We start from the raw sequence: 16,696 nt of genomic DNA on the forward strand, positions 1-16,696 counted from the left end.
GCATCTCTCTATAATACGTAAAAATATTTTCTTAATGCTCGCGGAAAACCGCAAAAACCAGGAACCCACATGGAAAACACTGAAAAGTTAAAAAACAGCAAAGAAGTTATCGCATATATTGCTGAATGTTTCCCTAAATGCTTTACTCTAGAAGGTGAAGCGAAGCCACTTAAAATTGGTATTTTTCAAGATCTTGCTGAACGTCTAAATGAAGACGAAAAAGTAAGTAAGACTCAGCTTCGTGCAGCGTTAAGACAGTACACATCATCATGGCGTTACCTGCACGGCGTAAAAGCTGGCGCAGAACGTGTTGACCTAGACGGCAACGCGTGTGGCACACTAGAAGAAGAGCACGTTGAGCACGCTAAAGCTACACTTGCAGAAAGCAAAGCGAAAGTTCAGGCTCGTCGTAAAGAACAAGCACAAAAAGCTCGTGAAGAAGGCAAAGCGAAACCTAAGGCGAAGAAAGCTCAACAGCCTCGTCGTCAAGCGCCTAAAGCACCAAAAGTAGAAAAGCCTGTAGAAACACGCGCTTTGAACGCTGACGAATTCATCGCTGGCAAAGAAGTAAATGTGAACATGGGTAAAGGAAACATGGCTGCGACCATTGTTGAAATCAATAAGGAAGATGTGCGTGTTCAGTTAGCAAACGGCCTACAAATGGTTGTTAAAGCGGAGCACTTGCGCGCTTAAAGGAGATACTCCTACGCATGAAATGCCGTTCAAAATTGACACTGATTGCTGCTAGCTTTTGGCTAGCAGCTTCAGCTCAGGCTCTTGAAGCCAAATTAGATCAGGACGATTTACCTCTACTCGCTCCTGAGGTCCAACACGAAACTGCTAGTAAACGTGTTACTTCTCGATTTACTCGTTCTCACTATAAACACTTCAATCTCAACGATGATTTCTCTCAAGCTATCTTTAATCGTTACTTAGAGATGCTGGATTATAATCGTAATATCTTCACTCAAGCTGATATTGACTCTTTCGCTGCGTCATCTACACAAATTGATGATCAACTGAAATCAGGCAATAACCAGATTGCATTCGATGTTTATAATTTGTCTATGCAGAAGCGTTTTGAACGTTTTCAATATGCATTGTCTTTGCTAGATACAGAGATTAAGTTTGATACTGATGAAAGTATTGAGCTCAATCGTAGTGAAGCTGAATGGCCAAAAGATATCGCTGAAGTGAATGAGCTTTGGAGAAAACGCGTTAAATACGATGCGTTGAATCTAAAACTTACTGGCAAAGAGTGGCCAGAGATTCAAGAAATTTTGGAAAAGCGTTACAACAATGCGATGAAGCGTATTACGCAATCGCACAACGAAGATGCTTTCCAAATCTACATGAACGCATTCGCGCGTGAAGTTGATCCGCACACCAGTTACCTTTCTCCAAGAAATGCAGAGCAATTCCAATCTGAGATGAATCTATCTCTAGAAGGCATTGGTGCTGTACTTCAGATGACAGACGACTACACCGTTATTCGATCTTTAGTTGCTGGTGGCCCTGCGTCAAATAGCAAACAATTGAGCGATGGCGACCGTATTGTTGGCGTTGGTCAAGATGGCGAAGAGATTGTTGATGTTATCGGCTGGCGTTTAGACGATGTAGTGCAATTAATTAAAGGACCGAAAGGGACTAAAGTTAAGCTACAGATCTTGCCAGATGGTAAAGATGCAAAAAGTCACGTTGTCACAATTGTCCGCGACAAGATTCGTCTAGAAGACCGTGCTGTTAAATCAGAAGTTATCGAGAAAGGTGGCAAGAAGATTGGCGTACTAGAAGTACCTAGTTTCTATGTTGGTCTTTCTAAAGATACCGATAAACTGATCACCGAGCTTAAAGAGAAAGGTGTTGAAGGTATTATTGTTGATTTGCGAAACAACGGTGGTGGTGCACTAACGGAAGCAACCGAACTCTCAGGTTTGTTTATCAAAGAGGGGCCTGTTGTTCAGGTTCGTGATAGTTACGGTCGTGTCAAAGTGAACAGTGATACTGATGGTGAAATCAGTTACCAAGGTCCGTTAACGGTATTGGTGAATCGCTACAGTGCTTCGGCATCTGAGATCTTTGCAGCAGCGATGCAGGATTATGGTCGTGCAATCATCCTAGGTGAAAACTCTTTCGGTAAAGGTACGGTACAACAACATCGTTCTTTGAATCATATTTATGATTTGTTCGACAAAGAGTTGGGCTACGTTCAATACACAATCCAGAAATTCTACCGAATCAATGGTGGCAGTACGCAAAACAAAGGTGTAGTGCCTGATATTGCTTACCCAACGCCAATTGACCCAGCAGATACTGGTGAAAGTGTTGAAGACAATGCTCTACCTTGGGACAGCATTGATAAAGCAAATTACTCAGTGTTACAGCGTAACGATGAGCAAATTGCTGCTTTAACAGCTCAACACCAAGCTCGTATTGCGACAGATATGGAATTTGGCTTTATCGCGCAAGATATTGAAAAATATAAGGCAGATAAAGACGATAACGACCTTTCTTTGAATGAAAAGGTACGTCAGCAAGAGAGCGATGATGCGGATGCGCTTCGTCTAGATCGTATCAATCAACGTCAAAAAGCCGCTAAGTTAGAGGCATTTAAGACGTTGGATGATATTCCTAAAGACTATGAAGCCCCGGATGCTTATCTTGATGAGTCTGTTGCTATCATGCTGGATATGATCAAGAAATAGAGCAAACGCCTGTTAAAAGGTGATTGTTTAAAGATACACAATTCAAAAGCGAGCCTAGGCTCGCTTTTTTTGTGTCTATGATTTGACAGGAATATCTGATTGTAACCGTTGAGGTTGTCGCAAAGAACACTCAATATTCAGGGTGATTTAGCTCCATTTTGCGTTGGATAATGACACTTAAGTTACTTCGCACTTAAAATTTAGTGACTTGGATCATATTTTTTCGCTTTCTAATCATTACGTGCCTAAGCTTAAAGAAAATGAGGGGGCGCGTATGAAATGGATTCTACTAATTTTATCTTGTTTAAGTTTTGTTGCTTTTGGGAGCGAGGTCGCTTCGAGCAGCCAACAATCAAAAAGTGATAGTAATCTATCTCATTTTGACCTTCCTCTGTTGCTTGGCGATTGGTATTTGATGAATCCAGATCCTGAGCAAGGTACTGAAAACTTTAGAGCAATCAAGCTTACTCTCGATTCAAATTACTCATTCACTATCGATATCCAAAAGAAAGACTACAGTGTGGATCATTGGGAAGGTTTGTATAACGCCAATGAAGACACCATTATTTTAGGTTTGAATACTTCTGAGCCTCAGGTTTACGCGTACAGCAGTAACCATAATATGCTGAATCTTAACGGTGTTATGTTCACCAAAGCCTTGCCAAACGCCCTAGCTGGAATTTGGTCAAGCGCTGAATTGTCTGGAAGCGATTTGCGTGCGAGTAACATTCAAAAAATGGATTTGGTGCTTCAACCTGATTTTATCTTCATGTTCCGAGTGTCCGATGAAGAAGGGGGGGAAGTCATTCGTCGTGGTGTGTATTACACCGAGGGCGACCAATTAGTACTACTTTATGAGAACGGCGAACACGGTACTCGTTACACATTGAACAGTGATGTTTTGACGCTTCAAGGTGAAGAGGGAGACATGTTCGCGGTGCTTAATCGAATACGATAAGTACGAGATTTAGCCATAAAATCGGTTCGTTGAAAATATGGCACACAGTTCATTTCTTAGCCGTTCCTTTCTGATTTGATTGATAAAATAGCAAAACATGGAGGCATTTTCCTACAATGCCTCCTTTTTTTAATATTCCCCTTGTGTTCTTGGCGCTCAACCTTTAGATATATACAGTTAACAAATAATTACGTATAACGATCAAAAGGAACCCGTCATGGCACATACACCTCAAGCCAAGTATCGTAAAGATTATCAATCACCATCTCACACTATTTCTGAAATCGATCTTACCTTCGATTTGTACGATTCAACATCCATCATTACGGCGGTGTCTAGTGTTAAGCAAGAGAAAGATAGCTCGACCTTAGTACTTGATGGTGAAGGCTTGAAGCTGGTTTCTGTTTTGGTAGAAGGTAAAGAGTGGACTCAATATGAACAGTCTGAAACTCAACTGACACTGAATGATTTACCACAAGAATTCACATTAACGATCGTAACTGAAGTTGATCCTGAAGGGAACAGTGCACTTGAAGGCCTGTACAAATCAGGTGGTGCTTTCTGTACGCAATGTGAAGCGGAAGGTTTCCGTCGTATCACTTACTACATGGATCGCCCAGACGTCTTGGCAAAATTCACCACAACGGTTATCGCGGACAAAGCAGAAAATCCATTCTTATTAAGTAATGGTAACCGTGTTGATGAAGGTGAAGCTGAAAATGGTCGTCACTGGGTGAAGTGGCAAGACCCACATCCAAAACCAGCATACCTATTTGCTTTGGTTGCGGGTGACTTTGACGTACTTCGTGATGCTTACACCACGCAATCGGGTCGCAAAGTTGACCTAGAAATCTTTGTCGACAAAGGTAACCTAGACAGAGCTAACCACGCGATGGTTTCTTTGATTAACTCAATGAAGTGGGATGAAGAGCGTTTCAATTTAGAGTACGACTTAGACATCTACATGATCGTAGCCGTTGATTTTTTTAACATGGGTGCGATGGAAAACAAAGGCCTGAACGTATTCAACTCTAAGTTTGTTCTCGCGAACGACCAAACAGCTACGGATACAGATTACCTAGGTATCGAAGCGGTAATCGGTCACGAATATTTCCATAACTGGACCGGTAACCGAGTGACTTGTCGTGATTGGTTCCAGCTTAGCTTGAAAGAAGGCTTAACTGTATTCCGCGACCAAGAGTTCTCATCTGATCTTGGCTCTCGCGCAGTAAACCGCATCAACAATGTTCGTATTATTCGCGGGCCGCAATTCGCTGAAGACGCAAGTCCGATGTCTCACCCAATTCGTCCAGAAAAAGTGATAGAAATGAATAACTTCTACACATTGACTGTGTACGAAAAGGGCAGTGAAGTGATCCGAATGATCCACACATTGTTGGGCGAAGACGGTTTCCAAAAAGGCATGAAGCTTTACTTTGAACGTCATGATGGCACGGCTGCAACATGTGAAGACTTCGTCGCGGCAATGGAAGATGCGTCGGGCGTTGATCTGTCTCAGTTCCGCTTATGGTACAGCCAGTCTGGTACGCCGACGCTGTCTGTTGAAAGTAAGTACGACGCAGAGAAGAAGCAGTACACGTTAACAACTCGCCAAGTAACGGCTCCAACTCATGAGCAAACGGAAAAGCAGGCTCTGCATATTCCTCTTGATATCGAGTTATACACGGCTGCGGGTGATGTGGTTGAGTTACAGTGTAATGGGCAGCAAGTTCATAACGTATTAAATGTGAAAGAAGCAGAGCAAACGTTCGTGTTTGAAAACGTTTCTGAGCAACCGATCCCTTCATTACTTCGTGAATTTTCTGCGCCAGTGAAATTGGAATACGACTATTCAGATGAAGAACTGATCTTCTTGATGGTAAATGCCCGCAATGAATTCTCTCGTTGGGATGCGGGTCAAATGCTATTGGCAAAGTACATCCGCAGTAACGTGGAGAAGGTTCAACAGGGTCAAGCGTTTGAGCTTTCTGGTTCTGTTGTTGATGCATTCCGTGGCGTACTGCTGAGTGATTCACTAGAGCCAGCGTTTATTGCAGAAATGCTCTCTCTACCAAGCCACAATGAAGTATCAGGTTGGTATGAGCGTGTTGATATTGATGCGGTCGCATCGGTTCTTAACTCAATGAAAGTAACACTAGCTGCGGAACTTGAAGACGAGTTAGCGGCGGTTTATCACAGCCACGCGCTAGCGGAATACACGATCGATCACGATTCGATTGGTAAGCGTACTCTACGTAAAGTTTGCCTAAGTTACTTAGCTCATACTGAGCAGGGTAATGACTTGGTTGTTGCAATGTACCAGCAAGCAAACAACATGACAGATACCATGGCAGCAATGGGCGCGGCAAACAGTGCGCAACTCGCATGTCGTGAAACCTTGATGGCGGATTACAGTGACAAGTGGAAACACGATGGTCTTGTTATGGATAAGTGGTTTGCATTGCAAGGTACAAACCCAAGTTCAAACGCCCTTGAAGTGATCAAAGCGTCGATGTCGCACCAAGCGTTCAGTTTGAAGAACCCGAACCGTACACGTAACTTGGTCGGTTCATTCTTAAACATGAACCCGGTTCAATTCCACGACAAGTCTGGTCAAGGCTATGCATTTGCTGGCGAGATCTTACGTGAACTGAACAGCAGCAACCCGCAAGTGGCTTCACGTCTGATTGATCCACTACTTAAATTCCGTAAGTACGACGATGCTCGCCAAGCTCTTATCAAACAGGAACTTGAGACATTGAAGAACATGGACAACCTAGCAAAAGACTTGTTTGAGAAAGTGACGAAAGCACTAGAGGCTTAAGTTCGCGCTCATTCAGCTAACTGTTTGCTATAACGAAAATTCATCAGTGGTAGAGAATATCTGCCACTGATTTTTTGTTTCTGGTTCATCGAATTTTCGATAAGCTAGAGACGTTTTCAAGCTCAGTTTCACCGTCAGACATCGTAAAGTGCCAAAAAACACCGGCACTGTATATTTATACAGGTATCGTATGAATCGCTATATTTTCCAACTTAACATCTCATATCAGCAGTTTTTGGCCAGCTATTCTGGTGCGGCAAGTAAAGTTCAAGTGATAACAACAACAGGTTTACGCTTACAGTTACCTGCAACTCGGTTCAGACCATTTCTTACACAAATAGGGGTTAGAGGGCAGTTTAGGCTGACAACTGACCAAAAAAATAAGTTTATTAAGTTAGAAGCTCTGTAAACCTTGGCGTGCCTAGTGAGTTAAAAGGAATCTTAATCACATAATCAAACATTTCACCTCTTACCACCTCTAAAACAATTAACTATTTTTCAATAATGCTTTTACAATAAATGAATGCATTACCTTTGCTTAACTCGTTAGTAGAAAAGCGCTCTACGGCACGTTTCAAACACCAGATTAAGTGATCCCCCTAATAATAAAATATAATTCTAATTGTGGAGTGTGACTATGACCGCACGTGAAACTGTGGTTCCAGTTTTACTTGAAAAAGTTTACAAGCTGATTCAAGACAAACTTGACCTTGCTCATCGACCTCTCGTAACTCAACTTGCTCAACACTTGTTTAGTAACGTTTCTCACGACGATCTGACTCAGAGAAACGAATCCGATTTATATGGTGCTGTAGTTAGCCTATGGCATCACATCAATGAAAAGAAAGCCGACGAAATCTCTGTACGCGTTTTCAACCCGACGGTAAGTCGTCAAGGTTGGCAGTCTACTCACACTATCGTTGAGATAGTCGTTCCAGACAGCCCATTCCTTGTTGATTCTGTAAAAATGGCACTGACTCGCCTAGACCTTTCTTCTCACCTTATGCTTCATAACCCAACACAAATCTCTCGCTCAGATAAGGGCAGTGTTGTCGGTGTTAGTAATAACGAAGGTGCATTCCAATCGCTTTTCCATATAGAAGTTGACCGTCTTAGCAGCAAAGCTGAAATGACAGCGCTTAAAACGGAACTGCTGGATATTTTTACCGACACTAGCTTAGTCGTGAACGATTGGTTGAATATGGTTGAAAAACTTAAAGAAGTGACCAATCAAGTTGAACAGCAAAAAGAGACCATTCCAGTAGACGGCCAACGCTTTGATGAAACGTTGGCGTTTCTTCGTTGGTTAGGTGAACACAACTTCACATTCATGGGTTATAAGGAATATGACCTAGTTTCAGTTAACGGCGATACTGAGCTGCAACCGACCAAGGAGCAAGGTCTTGGTTTGTTTGCGAATTCAGATCGTGTACGTAACGTTAAGCTATCTGAGTTTTCTGATTCGGCACGTCTTGAAGCGAAAAAGCCTTATGTGCTTATCGTAACCAAGGGCAACACGGCTTCACGCATTCACCGCCCAGCTTACAACGATTACATTGGTATTAAGAAGTTCGATAAGAACGGTAAGGTCATTGGTGAGCACCGCTTTACTGGTCTTTACACATCTGCCGTTTATAACCAAACCGTAGAAACGATTCCTCTTGTTCGTGAGAAAGTAGAGCGAATCTTAGATGCGAGTGGTTACCGTGAAGGTTCATACTCTTACAAAGCTCTGCACAACATTCTTGAAAACTACCCACGAGATGAACTGCTTCAAGCTCGAGAAGAAGAGCTACTAGAAGTCGGTACGGGCGTAGTGCAAATGCAAGATCGCGATCTTCTGCGTTTGTTTGTTCGCAAAGACCCGTTTGGTCGTTTCTTTAGCTGCATGGTTTACGTAACAAAAGATCGTTACAACACTGAGCTTCGTCGCCAAACACAGCGCATCTTGAAACAGTACTTTGGTTGTGAAGAAGAGGTTGAATTTACAACGTATTTCTCTGAAAGCCCGCTAGCGAGAACGCACTATATTGTTCGTGTTGATAACAACAACATGGATGTGGACGTGAAAACAATTGAGCAAAATTTAATGGAAGTATCGTCTACGTGGGATGACCGTCTGTCTGAGTCAATCATTGCAAACTTCGGTGAAAGCAAAGGTCTTCCATTATCGAAAGAGTACATGCGTGCATTCCCACGTTCGTACAAAGAAGACATGATGCCAGGTTCAGCTGTTGCTGACATCGAACGTTTAGAAGCATTAAGTGAAGACAACAAACTGGGTATGCTTTTCTACCGTCCTCAAGAAGAAGCGGCAGATTCAAAAGCAGTTCGTTTGAAGTTGTTCTACCACAGCGATGAGCCAATTCACCTTTCTGATGTTATGCCAATGCTTGAAAACTTTGGCCTACGCGTTATCGGTGAATCTCCATATGAAGTGCGTAAAACCAATGGTGTGACATATTGGATCCTTGATTTCTCTATGCTGCACAAGAGCGATAAGACTATTGATCTTCGTGAAGCTCGCGATCTTTTCCAACAAGCCTTTGCGGCAATCTGGGCAGGTGAGTTAGACAGCGATGGTTTCAACCGCTTAGTACTTGGTGCTGGTCTTTCTGGCCGTGAAATCTCAATCTTACGTGCTTATGCTCGTTATATGCGTCAAGTCGGTTTCCCATTCAGCCAACAATATATTGAAGACACATTGTCTCATTACCCAGAGTTAGCGAAAGGGTTAGTGAGCCTATTCGGCAAGCGTTTTGACCCGAAACTGAAGGGCAGCGCAAAAGGCCAACAAGATCTTATTAAGAAGATCACTGAACAGTTGGATCATGTAGAAAGCTTGGATGATGATCGTATCATTCGTCGCTACATGGAAATGATCACTGCAACACTTCGTACTAACTACTACCAAGTAGACGAGAACAAGCAGTCTAAACCTTGGTTAGCTCTGAAAATGAGACCAAGCGAGATTCCAGATATCCCAGCGCCGGTTCCTGCGTTTGAGATCTTCGTTTACGCACCAGACATTGAAGGTGTGCATCTACGTGGCGGTAAAGTAGCACGTGGTGGTTTACGTTGGTCAGACCGCCAAGAGGACTTCCGTACTGAGATTCTAGGCCTAGTTAAAGCGCAACAAGTTAAGAACACGGTTATCGTACCGGTTGGTGCTAAAGGCGGTTTCGTTTGTAAGCGTCAACACATGATGTCAGGCCGAGACGAGATCTTCGCTGAAGGTCAACGTTGTTACAAGCGCTTCATCCGTGCACTACTGGACGTATCAGACAACATCATTGAAGGTGAGGTTATTCCACCTAAGAGCGTTGTTCGTCACGATGAAGATGACCCTTATTTGGTTGTTGCTGCCGATAAAGGCACCGCGACATTCTCAGATCTAGCGAACTCAGTAGCGGAAGAGTACAACTTCTGGTTAGGTGATGCGTTTGCATCGGGTGGCTCTAACGGTTACGACCACAAAGCCATGGGTATCACGGCGAAAGGTGGCTGGGAATCTGTTAAACGTCACTTCCGCGAAATGGGTATCAACTGTCAAAGCACAGACTTCACTGCAATTGGTGTGGGTGATATGGCGGGTGACGTATTTGGTAACGGTATGCTGCTATCTAAGCACATTCGCTTACAAGCTGCGTTTAACCACATGCACATCTTCATTGACCCGAATCCAGAGTCGGCATCAAGCTGGGTAGAGCGTGACCGTCTGTTTAATCTGCCTCGTTCAAGCTGGGAAGATTACAATAAAGAGCTGATTTCTCAAGGTGGTGGCATCTTCTCTCGCCGCGCGAAGTCTATCTCTCTAACACCTGAAATTCAGAAAATGCTGGGCACCAAGAAAGCATCAATGGCACCAAACGACTTGATCAAAGCGATCTTGTCTATGAAAGTTGATCTGCTTTGGAACGGCGGTATTGGTACTTACGTTAAGTCTTCTAGTGAGACTCATACCGATGTGGGTGACCGTGCCAATGACGTGCTACGTATCGACGGCCGTGATCTGAAAGCTAAGGTTGTTGGTGAGGGCGGTAACTTGGGTATGACTCAATTGGGTCGTATTGAATACGCTCTAACGGGCGGTCGAGTTAATACTGACTTTGTCGATAACGTTGGTGGTGTAGATTGCTCGGATAACGAAGTTAACATTAAGATCTTCTTGAATGGCTTGGTGTCTAATGGTGATCTAACCGTTAAACAACGTAACCAAGTTCTTGAATCTATGGAAGATGAAGTAGGTGAGATCGTACTAGACGACGCTTACTGCCAAGCTGAGTCTATTTCTGTTACTGAGCACCAAGGTGTTGGCTTAGTGAAAGAGCAAATCCGCTTTATCCACACTATGGAAAAAGCAGGGTATTTAGACCGTGGTTTGGAATACATCCCAGATGACGAAACGCTGCTAGAGCGTGAGAAGCAAGGCCAAGCACTAACAAGACCAGAGCTATCAGTATTGATCGCTTACGGTAAAATGGTTTTAAAAGAAGATCTTGTGAGTGATGATATTGCGAATGATGAGTTCCATGCTCAACAACTGATGCAATACTTCCCAACAGAGTTACGCCGTAACTACTCTCAGCACATGGATAACCATCCACTTCGTGCAGAGATCATTGCGACTGCGCTTGCTAACCAAATGGTTAACGAGATGGGCTGTAACTTTGTGACTCGCTTGCAAGAAGAAACGGGCGCAAACATTGTTGATATTGCGAATGCTTACGCGGCATCACGTGAAATCTACGGTTTGGGTAAGGTATTGAAGAACATCCGTGAACTGGACAACATCTCAAGTTCTGAAGCTCAATACGAATTGCTTTACCATGTGCGTCGTACACTTCGTCGTCTAGCACGCTGGTTGCTAAGAAACCGTACCGGTAAACAGTCAGTGAATGCATTGATTGAGCTTTACCAAGGTGATGTCGTTGCGATTACTGAGAAGCTGGATGAAAACCTAGTGGCTTCAGAAGTAGAAGAGCATCAAGCAATGGCTCAACTTTGGATTGACCAAGGTGTAAACGCTGAGCTGGCTAATTCAGTGGCTCGTTTGTCTAGCCTGTACTCAGCACTGGATATATCCACAGTAGCCCGTGAAACAGGTAAAACAGTACAACAAGCGTCTAAGCTTTACTTCAACCTTGGCGACCGTTTGTCACTGCACTGGTTCTTGAAGCAAATCAATGGCCAAGCTGTAGACAACAACTGGCAAGCACTGGCGCGTGCGGCATTCAGAGAAGATCTGGATTGGCAGCAACGTCAGTTAACTGGCCAAGTACTTAACTGTGGCTGTGCTTCAGACATCGATGTGATTAAAGCGCTTGATGACTGGATGGAAAGTAACTCTGTTTCTCTACATCGTTGGGAAAGCATCCTGAACGAATTCAAAGTGGGTTCTGTTCATGAGTTTGCTAAGTTCTCAGTAGCACTGCGTGAATTGATGCTGTTGAATCTAAACTGCATGTCGAAAGACTAATCGTTAGATTAAAATGAAAAACTATAAGGGCAGGCCATCGGGTCTGCCTTTTTCGTTTGGCTAAACAGCTTTTCGTAGATTAACTATTCATACAAATCTCACTGCATTAGCGAGCTGGTGGCTGAGCTGATGTATTAAGGAACATTACAAATGGATAATCTGAGCTTGAAACGATAACGTTTGCTTAATAATGAACCTCATTCGTTAGTAAACTCGATTATCTTACCCTTACAGACAGTAATAGATTGAATAGTTGGGTAAATAAGTAAATAATATCGCCCCGTTTACACGGGGCTTTTTTCTATCGGAGGCACAATGCTTTACCGTCTAGCCAGAACTGGCTTTTTCCAACTTGATGCCGAAAAGGCACATGATCTTGCAATTCAAAATTTCAAGCGCTTCACAGGCACACCTATTGATCTTTTGTATCGCCAACAATTACCTCACCGACCTGTAGAGTGCATGGGTCTTACTTTTAAAAACCCAGTTGGCTTAGCTGCCGGCCTAGATAAAAACGGCGAATGTATCGATGCATTTGGCGCAATGGGTTTTGGTTTCGTAGAAGTAGGAACAGTGACTCCACGTCCGCAAGCGGGTAACGACAAACCTCGTTTATTCCGTCTTGTTGAAGCTGAAGGTATCATCAACCGAATGGGTTTTAACAACCTAGGCGTCGACAACCTTGTTGAGAATGTTAAGAAGTCGAACTACGATGGCATCTTAGGCATTAACATCGGTAAGAATAAAGACACACCAATTGAAAAGGGTGCTGAAGATTACTTGATCTGTATGGAGAAGGTATATCAATACGCTGGTTATATTGCAGTGAACATCTCTTCGCCAAATACTCCAGGACTTCGTTCTCTACAATACGGCGAAGCTCTAGACGATCTATTGTCTGAACTTAAAACCAAACAATCTGAACTGGAAGAGAAGCATGGTAAATATGTGCCTCTTGCTCTTAAGATTGCTCCGGATCTAAGCGACGACGAAATTCGCCAAATTTGTGAATCATTGATCAAAAATAAGATCGATGGTGTGATCGCAACAAACACAACATTGGATCGTTCAATCGTTGAAGGTATGAAACATTGCGATGAAGCGGGTGGCCTAAGTGGACGTCCAGTTCAATCTCGTAGTACTGAGGTAGTTCGTAAACTTCATGAAGAGCTTGGTGACAAACTGCCGATCATTGGAGTAGGTGGTGTTGACTCGTATGTTGCTGCAAAAGAGAAAATGATGGCGGGCGCTAAGCTTGTACAAGTTTACTCTGGTTTCATCTACAAAGGCCCAGGCCTAGTTGGCGACATCGTTAAAAATCTATAAGCTGAGATTGCTTTTATTTTTGAAAAGCGACAATCTGGCATCGTCTTACTAAAAGAGACACTGTAACTCACTGAGTTGTAGAGAAAAGCGATAAGAAAGAGGAATTCATTTCCTCTTTTTTTTTGCCTATTGCTCAGTAAAATTACTGTAATTGAAGGTAATTTTGCGTTTTACCTAATGGAATGGTTCAACAGTGTGAGACGAAATGATGCTTAAACCTAGCGATACATGGAGTTGGTATTACGATGAGCAGCAATGTTCATTAATGCTAAACCTCGGAGAGGATATGATTTTCAAAACGAATCTGGTCCGCAATAAGCTGGTGGACTGCGCGTTTAGAGATAATGAATTCACCGTTGATGACGCATCTTCATACCAAACCTTCAAAGAACAAATTTCTGGCTTAGAACTGTCTGAGCCTCGTCAAGCTGAACTCGCGCTTTATTGCGTGGCAGCAAAGCGCTTCCACAAGCCTGTACAGCCTAAGAGTTGGTTCTTCGACTCACAGGGCGCTGGCCACGAATATCCTCAAGAAGGGGATATCGTACAAATGAATAACGAGCATAGCTTAGGGTATTTCATTGTATTAGAAGTGGGAGAGTGTGCGAGCCTATGTGCATTTGTCGACCTAGAAGAGTTTCTGCTTACACCTTCAAAAGGGTTACGCTTTGGCGACTCGATTAAGGTCATGCACGATAGAATGATAGACGCGAACGCTATTCTTCATCAAACGCACATCGCGATGGTCGGTTAGCCTTCAATCTAGCCCGTCATTTCTCACACACATCGCAGCGCATCAACCTGTCAAATCTTCCCCAAAATCGGCTCATTAGCCGATTTTTTTGTGCCTAAAAAACCTCAACCTGATAAATGCATCACTGCTTATCCATTTAAATAGTGAACTTACGACTATTTTTTCACCTTAATTTCTGCCTGTTTTTATCGCCAGAACTGCAATTTGCCCATCTTTATTCCCTGTTTTTGTCCTTTTGTAGCTAGCTTTCACCCTCAAATTTCATTTGGTATATACCAATTTTGGGGTGAATATAAATTCACATTGTCGCTTTGGCGGGGATTTGCTCATGAATCGTGTTGGTTTGATAAGTCTTATGTTCTAAGGGGATGTGGGTAAGCGATCGCTTCAACACTGTGCGTTTGCTAGCCAGTTAGAAGAAAGATTCAATGAAAAGACGAGTTTAGTGTGATGCTCTAGTAACAAATTCAGGTATAATCGAGCTCATTTTTATCAATAAAAGAACACTATGAATCAATATCTAGCGGTTACCTCAAATGGCCTTGAGAATTTATTAGTTGAAGAACTAACCCAACTAGGGATTACAAACGCAAAACCTGTTCAAGCAGGTGTTAAATTCAAAGCCACCAATGAGCAAATTTATCGTTGTTGTTTGTGGAGCCGTTTGGCTTCTCGATTTGTACGTGTCCTTTCTGAATTCACTTGTATGGACGACATGGATTTGTACCTATCAACCACTGCGGTTAACTGGGTAAATCAATTCCATAGCTCTAAGCGTTTTGTTGTTGACTTCAATGGTACGAACAACGAAATCCGCAATAGCCAATACGGTGCGATGAAAGTAAAAGATGCCGTTGTTGATTGCTTCGAGAAGAAGTCTTTACCTCGTCCTTCTATCAGCAAAGAGAACCCAGACATTCGTATTCACGTTCGTCTACACCGTGATAAAGCGATTCTTGGTGTTGATATGGTGGGCAGCGGTCTTCACCAACGTGGTTACCGTCCAGAATCAGGTCGTGCACCTCTGCGTGAAACGCTTGCTGCAGCGATTCTTCTCCGTAGTGGTTGGGATGCGACTAAGCCTTTCCTAGACCCTATGTGTGGTTCAGGTACGTTAGTGATTGAAGCGGCAATGATGGCTGCAAACATAGCTCCAGGTGTTAAACGCCAGAAGTGGTGTTTCGAATCATTAGAAGATTTCGAACCAGAGCTTTGGGCTGAAGTGAAAGCTGAAGCAAACGTTCAAGGCCGTCGTGGTGTTAAGAAAGTAGAATGTAAGTTCTATGGCTATGACAATGACGAACGCATGATCAAAACAGCGCGTGACAATGCTCGTCGTGCTGGTGTTGAAGAGTTGATTGAATTCGAAGTAGGTGATGCTGCAAAACTTAAGCGTCCTACCGAGTTTACTGATGGTGTGATTGTTTCTAACCCACCTTATGGTGAGCGTCTTGGTACAGAGCCGGGTCTTATTGCTCTTTACACAGCATTTGGCGCGCAGCTTAAAGCTGAATTTGGCGGTTGTAATGCGTCTATCTTCTCTAGTTCAGATGAACTACTGAGCTGCTTACGCATGCGTGCAGACAAACAGTTCAAATTGAACAACGGTGCGTTACCGTGTCACCAAAAGAACTACTCAATTTCAGATCGTCCGATGTCAGAACGTCCAACGGGCGAACAAGAACAACTGATTGCGCCAGACTTTGCAAACCGTCTTAAAAAGAACATCGGTAAAATCGGTAAGTGGGCTAAGAAAGAGCAACTAGATTGTTACCGTATCTACGATGCGGACTTACCAGAATACAATGTAGCGATTGACGTATACCCAGGTCACCTTGTGATTCAAGAATACGCAGCGCCTAAAGATGTACCGGAAGAGAAGGCTAAACGTCGCTTAACCGATATTATCCGTGCTTCTATTCAAGTTACGGGCGTTGAAGCAAACAACGTGGTTCTTAAGGTTCGTCAGAAACAGAAAGGCCGTTCTCAATACCAGAAGATGGCTCAAGACTCATCTAACCTAGAAGTGAACGAATACGGCGTTAAGCTGATTGTTAATCTTCATGATTACCTAGATACAGGCTTGTTCCTAGATCATAAGATCACTCGTCGTCGTATTGGTGAGATGGCTGCTGGCAAAGATTTCCTAAACCTGTTCGCTTACACGGGCAGTGCATCTGTTCATGCTGCAGTGGGTGGCGCACGCTCTACAACAACGGTTGATATGTCGAATACCTATCTTGACTGGGCAAAGCAGAACATGGAGCTTAATGGCCGTGTTGGTCGTCAACATCAATTTGTGCAAGCTGACTGCTTACAGTGGTTGGTTAAAGAGCAGGGTTCTTACGACCTGATCTTTATTGATCCACCTACGTTCTCAAACTCTAAGCGTATGGATCAATCGTTCGATGTTCAACGTGATCACATTCAGTTGATGGAAAACCTTAAGCGTCTTCTTCGTGAAGAAGGCACGATTGTGTTCTCTAACAATAAGCGTCACTTCAAAATGGATCTAGAAGGTCTAGAAGCGTTAGGTCTTAAAGCTCAGAATATCTCAGCTAAGACGCTTCCATTGGACTTCTCTCGCAATAAGCACATTCATAACTGCTGGTTGATTACACATAAGTAATTAAGAGATTGTATAAGGATA

Annotated in this window: 9 protein-coding genes; all 9 read left to right on the forward strand. The window is 43.2% G+C overall.

The window, feature by feature from the left end; translation table 11 throughout:
* Positions 1-69 precede the first annotated feature (69 nt).
* The 9 genes from proQ (at position 70) to rlmKL (ending at position 16,675) form a co-directional block, all read left to right on the forward strand.
* On the forward strand, positions 70-693 hold the full coding sequence (gene proQ, locus AB4484_RS12590) for an RNA chaperone ProQ (protein WP_017057223.1): 624 nt from the start codon (positions 70-72) through the stop codon (positions 691-693).
* A 17-nt stretch (positions 694-710) separates the two neighbouring features.
* Positions 711-2,705, forward strand: coding sequence for a carboxy terminal-processing peptidase (gene prc / locus AB4484_RS12595; RefSeq protein WP_372078484.1), 1,995 nt, complete (start codon positions 711-713; stop codon positions 2,703-2,705).
* 274 nt (positions 2,706-2,979) lie between these two features.
* Positions 2,980-3,663, forward strand: a complete 684-nt coding sequence (locus AB4484_RS12600; protein WP_019823244.1) for a hypothetical protein — start codon at positions 2,980-2,982, stop codon at positions 3,661-3,663.
* 217 nt (positions 3,664-3,880) lie between these two features.
* Positions 3,881-6,487, forward strand: coding sequence for an aminopeptidase N (gene pepN, locus AB4484_RS12605; RefSeq protein ID WP_372078486.1), 2,607 nt, complete (start codon positions 3,881-3,883; stop codon positions 6,485-6,487).
* 190 nt (positions 6,488-6,677) lie between these two features.
* A complete protein-coding gene (locus tag AB4484_RS12610) occupies positions 6,678-6,896 on the forward strand; it encodes a DUF2835 domain-containing protein (RefSeq protein ID WP_004733645.1) in 219 nt (72 codons plus the stop codon).
* Between the two features lie 228 nt (positions 6,897-7,124).
* Positions 7,125-11,966 carry an NAD-glutamate dehydrogenase gene (locus AB4484_RS12615; protein WP_372078488.1) on the forward strand — a complete coding sequence of 1,614 codons (4,842 nt, stop codon included), beginning with the start codon at positions 7,125-7,127 and terminating at the stop codon, positions 11,964-11,966.
* 315 nt (positions 11,967-12,281) lie between these two features.
* Positions 12,282-13,292 (forward strand): quinone-dependent dihydroorotate dehydrogenase, encoded by a 1,011-nt coding sequence (pyrD, locus tag AB4484_RS12620; RefSeq protein WP_017063847.1) that lies wholly within the window; start codon positions 12,282-12,284, stop codon positions 13,290-13,292.
* Positions 13,293-13,497: 205 nt separating this feature from the next.
* Positions 13,498-14,046 carry a cell division protein ZapC gene (locus AB4484_RS12625; protein WP_017059680.1) on the forward strand — a complete coding sequence of 183 codons (549 nt, stop codon included), beginning with the start codon at positions 13,498-13,500 and terminating at the stop codon, positions 14,044-14,046.
* A 508-nt stretch (positions 14,047-14,554) separates the two neighbouring features.
* Entirely contained in the window at positions 14,555-16,675 is a 2,121-nt protein-coding gene (rlmKL, locus tag AB4484_RS12630; protein WP_372078490.1) for a bifunctional 23S rRNA (guanine(2069)-N(7))-methyltransferase RlmK/23S rRNA (guanine(2445)-N(2))-methyltransferase RlmL, read from the forward strand.
* The last annotated feature ends 21 nt before the right edge of the window (positions 16,676-16,696 follow it).

Source organism: Vibrio sp. 10N.261.46.A3 (genome assembly GCF_041472995.1).
Taxonomy (GTDB): domain Bacteria; phylum Pseudomonadota; class Gammaproteobacteria; order Enterobacterales; family Vibrionaceae; genus Vibrio; species Vibrio coralliirubri.